The sequence below is a fragment of the Mesorhizobium silamurunense genome, from assembly GCF_014843825.1.
GTDB classification, from domain to species: Bacteria; Pseudomonadota; Alphaproteobacteria; order Rhizobiales; family Rhizobiaceae; genus Mesorhizobium; species Mesorhizobium silamurunense.
In genome coordinates, this window is the sequence record NZ_JHQR01000197.1 from 21,073 (window position 1) to 27,072 (window position 6,000).

Sequence of the window (6,000 nt, forward strand, 5' to 3'; positions counted from 1 at the left end):
AAAGTGCAGAAATGGCCGCCGACGACCAGGCAATGACATTTGAACAGTCCGTCCAGGCTGCCATTGAACTTGATGCGTCCCTGAACGAGCGGCTGGCGGTGATTGCCGCTGCGGTGCGCCGCCTGAACGCGGATTTCGCCGACGCGGTGGACCGCCTGGTGGGACGATTGGAAGAACAGGGAGCCGGAGCTATGGCGCCGGCTCCTGGCGATGTCATGCCGGGGTTCCTGCTGCCTGACGACGAGGGCAGACTGGTTGGCCTGGCTGAGATCCTTCTACAAGGCCCCGCTGTCATCACCTTTCAGCGCGGGCATTGGTGCCCCTATTGCCGTTTGAACGCGATTGGCATCGTCGAAGCCCAGCCCGAGATTGCGGCCCTTGGCGGCCAGGTCGTGGCGATCATGCCCGAGCGACGCAGATTCGCGAAGGCGATGAAGGCTGCTGTCGGGGCCATATTCCCCTTCCTGACCGATATGGACAATGGCTACGCCCTGTCCCTCAACCTCGCGATCTGGGTCGGGGCGGAGATGGAGCGGCTGATGGGGCTAGGCCTCGATCTCCCCAACTATCAGGGCAACAGCAGCTGGTTCCTGCCAATCCCTGCAACCTTCATCGTTGGAAGGGACGGGATCATCACCGATCGCTTCGTCGATCCCGACTACCGTCGGCGGATGGACATCGACGATCTGATCGCGGCGCTCAGGCGGGCTCGCTGACCCCAAAAGATGACCAGTCGGTCGACCGCAACAGGTTGAGCAGCGTCGTGGCCACGGGTGAGCGATGTCGGCCGGCAACCGCGTAGACGGCGACGACCCGGGAGATATCGACATCCCGCAGCTTGAGTCTGCGGATATTCGGCGACCGCGGTGCTGTCACGGAGACGAAGCCAACACCGGCGTTGGCCTCCAGCAGTGCCAGCAAATCGTGGTCGGTCTCGACTTCGTGCGCCGTGCGAGGCGTCAGGCCTTTCTCTGAAAGGCAACGCGAAAGATCCTCGCTCGTTTCCCAATCGACCCGGCTGAGCACAGGTTCCGCGGCCAGCTGGCTTAATGCGACATCGGCTTCGTTGCGGCGGGCAAGCGGATGATCGGAATTGACGACAAGTTCGATGCCTTCCTGGAAGAGTGGCCAATTATCGAGCCGATCCCAGGCCTGCCCCAGCGGGCCGGCAACGGCAAGCTCGACCTCGCCGTTCTTGAGGGCGTCGACGACAGCGGTCGGCGAGCCGCGGTTGATCTTGAGATGCACACCAGGATAGGCCCGGAAAAGCTCCGTAAACGGCGATACCAGCAGTGCAATGTTGACGCTGTTGGAAATGGTGACGTTGAGAGGCGCCACGTCGCTGCTTTGCACGGCCTTGGCCAGTGACTTGGCGGAAGTCGCGGCATCATAGCATTGCTGGAGCAAGGGCAGCATGCGCCGGCCGAGTTCGGTCAGGTGGGAGTGCTGGCGCTCGCGCCGAAGGAGTTCACCCCCCAACTCCTCCTCAAGCGTCTTGATCGCTCGTGTCAGCGCAGGCTGCGTGACGTTGCACTCTTCGGCTGCCCTGGTGAAGTTCAAGGTGCTGGACAGGGCCAGGAAATAGCGGACCTGCTGCATCTCCATGAATCTCGCCCCCTCAGCGAAATGATCTATCAGCGACTGCGCATGTTTGCAGGCTAGCGCATTGCAGCCGTTTCGGCAAAGCGTGGCAACGTCAATGGGGCCGAACGCTATGCAGCATGGCTAGTCAATGTCTGCTTTGGGGCCAGATCAAGTCGATGATCGCGATGGGTTGAAAGTAGCGCTCCCGGCTTGGTGTCATGCGTCAGCGCACGAACGATTTCGATTTCGACATCATGCGTCGTCAGCGCCTTCGTGAACTCCGCGAGCATCAGATCGGTGCGACATGAGAATCCTCCTGTTGGGGGTATTAGCGAGGAACGTCGGGTTGCCTCTCGATCCTTCCCTCAGGTGAAATGCGCGATCACTTGGCCTTGAGGGAACAGAGGCGGTTCGAGCTAGGTGGCTTGTCGTCGTGATGAGTGGACCATCGCGCCCGTGCCGACGCGATGGTCCTCCGTTTCAGATCGATCTGTCGTCGGTTCGCTTAACCGGGCGGCTCTTGCGCCGATGGACGTCAGGCCCCGGCGCGATCTTCGCGCGACCCTCGATATAAGCTTGGCGGCGCTGCTCCAGCCATGCCTCGACCTGTTCAAGGTCCCACACGACGCATCGCGGCGTGAGATTGAAGCGGCGAGGGAATTCGCCGCGCTTCTCCATCTCGTAAATGGTGCTTTCGGCGAGCGGCACGATAAGCCGCAACTCGTGCCGCCTTATCGTTCGCGGCAGGCCTGTCAGGACGGTTGCGGGACCCGAATATCCAACTGGATCTTTGTCACCGTCATCGTGATAGGGCATCATCGGGACGCGTATGCGGCTTGGCTTGTTGGTCATGTCTATCCTCCTGTGGTTAGAGGATGTTTGATGAACCATTTGCCTGTTCGCGAGGGTGTGAAGATGCCGATGAACGGGGGCTGACGGTACTTTTGGAAGCATTCGCGCTCTCTCTGTCAGATATGACGTGCACCTCGGCGGCCGATAGTAGTCGATAGATGGGTCGCAAGAGTTGTGAGAAATTCAAATCAAAAGCGCAGCTATTTGACGGCCAGCAGGTCGGTAGTATCTGAGCTCCAAAATATTTTCTTAAGTAAAATCAATACGTTAGCAGAGCCGTGAACAATCGAGTGGGAGTGAGGGGGTTGGATAGGCTGGAGGGCTTGGAGGGGATTAGGGCAGCAGAAAATAGAGAGTTACGGGATAGCTCGTTGATCATTCGCCGTGCATCGTTATACAGCTGCTTTGTTCCTCCAAGTCATTGAATTAACGGCGGTCGGGCAACCGCACTGAGTGGCAAGCAGACCCATTTGACGGTTCTCCCGACGGTTCGATCAGAAGTCGCTTATCGCGTCGAGAAAATGCCGTCAGGAACGATGATCGATCTGACGGTATTTTTCTGGAGCCATCTGTTCCCTTCTTAGGGGCGTGCCGCGGAATCTTTGAAAAACTGCGCGTCATCGTAGCTTGGCTACGATGCCGTTATTCCTTCACACCCTCGACGATGCCCAGCATCTTTGAGGGCGGATACCAGGTCTTGCGGTATTTCCAGCCGGACCTTTCCAGCAGCGCACCATATTCCTCCTCCGTGCGTTCCCGGCCGCTGCCCCAGACCAGCATGTGAATGTCAAACAGTTTGGAGAAATGTGAGGTCTCCGGACCGGGGACGACCTGCTCGACGATCAACACCCTGGCCTGCTTCGGCGCCGTCCGCTGCATGGTAGAGAGAATCTGCAGACACTCCGCGTCGTCCCAGTCATGTAGAATGCGCTTCAACATGTAGGCATCGGCGGAAGGGACCGCTTGGAACATGTCGCCGGCGACGTAGGTGCAGCGATCTCCGACGTCCATCTTCGCTGCCCACAACAGCTCTCGATTGGCGATCACGCCAGGCAGCTCCAACACCGTACCTTTCAGGTGCCGGTATTTATCCAGCAGGTTGCACAGGGCATAGCCATGGCCGCCGGCCACGTCGCAGAGATGCGAGAAACGGGAGAAGTCGTATGTTGCGAGCGCTTGCAGCACCAGCATGTTGTCCATGCCGGAGAAGCTGCTCATCGCCGCGTTGAATACGGCGCCGTAATTCGGATTTCGTGCTGCATATTCGAAGGCGGGCGCGCCAAACTCACGAGCAAAGCCGTCCTGGCTCCCTTCTGCGATCAGGGCGCTCAGGTGCTTCCAGGCGGCGTAGTGCTCGGGGCCTTCTTCCAGCAGGGTCATCGCGCGCAGGCTGTGCGGATGGTCCTCGCGCAGCAACTGGCCGCTCGCGGTCAGTGAGAAAGTTTTGGCCCTATCCTCGCTCAACAGTCCCAAGGAGCCGAGCGCCCGCATGAGCCGGTACAACAGGCCGGCATCCAATTCGAGCTCGCCGGCGACGCGGACGGCTTTCTTGGGACCGCTCGCAAGGGCGTCGAAGACACCCAACTTGATCCCCGCATAGAGGATTTGACTCCGCCATCGCCCAAAGATGAGTTCGATCACCTGTCCGCTGGCGTCCCCGGCCGGATCCTGCTGAGGCGGCGAAACCTCGACCAGCTCTCGCAAGGTTTGCTGTTGCATGGTAGCCTCCTTCGCTAAGATTTGAGATCACCCCGGAACGGGTCACCGCGCAGGCACTCAAGATCGTGCTGGCGACTATAGGGATTGCGCCTCGGCGCGTAACGAAAGCCTGACGATGGCTCGCCGAAATTTCGACGAAAGTGCTGTAGGGCGGGCGGACGCGGCGGCATCGGAGATGGAAGCCGACCTGCCCAGAAACCTTCACTTCGCCGGCTGGACCCTCAATCTTTCGCGCCTTTCGCTGGAGGGCGAGGGCAGGGAGATTTTTCTCAGGCCCAAATCATTTGAAGTGTTGCGCTACCTGGCGGCGAACCCTGGCCGCGTCATCACCAAAGACGAATTGATGGAGAGGGTCTGGTCCGGGACGGCCGTCACGGACGATTCGCTCGTGCAATGCATAAAGGACATTCGCGAGGCGATCTGTGATCAAGATCGGAGAATCGTCAAGAACCTTCCGCGCCGCGGCTATCTGTTCGCGGCGGTGGTCACGGACGGCGCGACCTCACCAATTTCAGCGGACTCCGTGTCCCCGATCCGCTTCGCCAAAAGCGGCGAAGTCCACATCGCCTATCGGGTTTGGGGAGAAGGTCCTCGCCATCTCGTGTTCTGCCCCGGCTTCGTCACCCACATCGAGAACGCATGGACCGAGCCGGGCATGGCCAGGTTTCTGCGCCGCATGGGACAGTTCGCGCGGGTCATCATGTTCGACAAACGCGGGACCGGCATGTCGGACCGTGTCGACAAGGTTCCTGGTCTCGATGAGCGCGTCGATGATTTGCGTGCTGTCCTGGATGCTGTGGACGTCGAGCGGGCGGCCATCATCGGACCGTCCGAAGGCGGCTCGCTTGCCGCCTACTTCGCCGCCACACAGCCGCACCGCTGCGAAGCGCTCGTGCTCTATGGTGCGTTCGCGCGCTTCGACTCGTGGATCCGAAGCGAAGAGGCCTTGCAGGGACTGTTGCAATACATCGATTCGAGCTGGGGCAGCGGCGCGAGCCTGCCGATGTTCGCTCCCTCGATGGTCGGAAATGCGGCATTCCAAGAATGGTGGAGACGATTCGAGCGGCTCGGCGCGACTCCTGCCGCCGCCATGGCGCTGATGCGTCTGAACAGCCAGATCGATATCACCGATATCCTTCCGCGCATCCGCATTCCGACCCTGGTCATTCACCGAACGGCAGACGTGTGCGTTGATATTGAAGGGGGGCGGCAGCTCGCCGCCAGCATACCGAACGCACGTTTGATCGAACTCCCCGGCGTTGATCATTTTCCCTGGGTGGGCGACAACGCTGATGAGATTCTTTGGCGCATTGAAGAATTTCTAGCCGGCCGAGAGCCTGCAGGCGCGGTCCGCCACCACAGCCCTTAAACTCTTGAGCGCCGCACTGGCTTATTTTCCGGCTTTGCTCGTATCGCCACGAGCGCTGCTGATCATCAAGAATCGCCCGATTGATGCCGATAGTCGCTGAAACCCACCGATTTTCGATTCAGCGAATTTCCTCTTTGAATTCAAGATCGGAAATTTCTGGCGTATCGCGTGCCCGGACGGGACGGAATCTCGCTTGCTCGGGGCAGTGCGGCCTCAACGCGCCGGTCGGTTCCGTTTTCCGGTGAAAAGCACGCGGGCGGGTAGGGTCTGACCTATCCGATAGCGCGTCGGCGTTTCTGAAAGTGTAGGCTCCGTCCAATGCCAGCAGGCTCACAGAATCTATCTGGACAGGTGTTGTGAGCGGATGGGCAATCTCGATGATGGTTTCGGCAGGGCACTTTGTCTGCGAAGTCTTTCGGGAGGACCCTCTTTATGGCCGGCTTTACCCATCTTTTCATCCCAGGGCCCACCAACAT

General features: G+C 59.7%; 5 protein-coding genes. 2 read left to right on the forward strand and 3 right to left on the reverse strand.

Annotation, left to right across the window (positions count from 1 at the left end):
- The first annotated feature begins 11 nt into the window (after positions 1 to 11).
- Entirely contained in the window at positions 12 to 716 is a 705-nt protein-coding gene (locus DH10_RS22070; protein ID WP_192252734.1) for a peroxiredoxin-like family protein, read from the forward strand.
- Here the strand turns inward: DH10_RS22070 and DH10_RS22075 are convergent.
- From DH10_RS22075 to DH10_RS22085, 3 genes are all read right to left on the reverse strand, one after another.
- Positions 700 to 1,605: a LysR family transcriptional regulator gene (locus DH10_RS22075; RefSeq protein WP_192252737.1), complete on the reverse strand. Its 906-nt coding sequence runs from the start codon at positions 1,603 to 1,605 to the stop codon at positions 700 to 702. The genes DH10_RS22070 and DH10_RS22075 overlap by 17 nt on opposite strands.
- Positions 1,606 to 2,064: 459 nt before the next feature.
- Positions 2,065 to 2,436 (reverse strand): helix-turn-helix transcriptional regulator, encoded by a 372-nt coding sequence (locus tag DH10_RS22080; RefSeq protein WP_246506312.1) that lies wholly within the window; start codon positions 2,434 to 2,436, stop codon positions 2,065 to 2,067.
- Between the two features lie 642 nt (positions 2,437 to 3,078).
- Positions 3,079 to 4,155, reverse strand: coding sequence for a methyltransferase (locus DH10_RS22085; RefSeq protein ID WP_192385313.1), 1,077 nt, complete (start codon positions 4,153 to 4,155; stop codon positions 3,079 to 3,081).
- Between the two features lie 175 nt (positions 4,156 to 4,330).
- Between DH10_RS22085 and DH10_RS22090 the strand changes: the two genes are divergently transcribed.
- Positions 4,331 to 5,524, forward strand: coding sequence for an alpha/beta hydrolase (locus DH10_RS22090; protein ID WP_192252743.1), 1,194 nt, complete (start codon positions 4,331 to 4,333; stop codon positions 5,522 to 5,524).
- The last annotated feature ends 476 nt before the right edge of the window (positions 5,525 to 6,000 follow it).

What these genes read in the sequence shown, in the direction of transcription:
- DH10_RS22075 (WP_192252737.1), bottom strand. Translation starts at nt 1,605, where the DNA reads ATGGAGATGCAGCAGGTCCGCTATTTCCTGGCCCTGTCCAGCACCTTG.
- DH10_RS22085 (WP_192385313.1), bottom strand. Translation starts at nt 4,155, where the DNA reads ATGCAACAGCAAACCTTGCGAGAGCTGGTCGAGGTTTCGCCGCCTCAG.
- DH10_RS22080 (WP_246506312.1), bottom strand. Translation starts at nt 2,436, where the DNA reads ATGACCAACAAGCCAAGCCGCATACGCGTCCCGATGATGCCCTATCAC.
- DH10_RS22090 (WP_192252743.1), top strand. Translation starts at nt 4,331, where the DNA reads ATGGAAGCCGACCTGCCCAGAAACCTTCACTTCGCCGGCTGGACCCTC.
- DH10_RS22070 (WP_192252734.1), top strand. Translation starts at nt 12, where the DNA reads ATGGCCGCCGACGACCAGGCAATGACATTTGAACAGTCCGTCCAGGCT.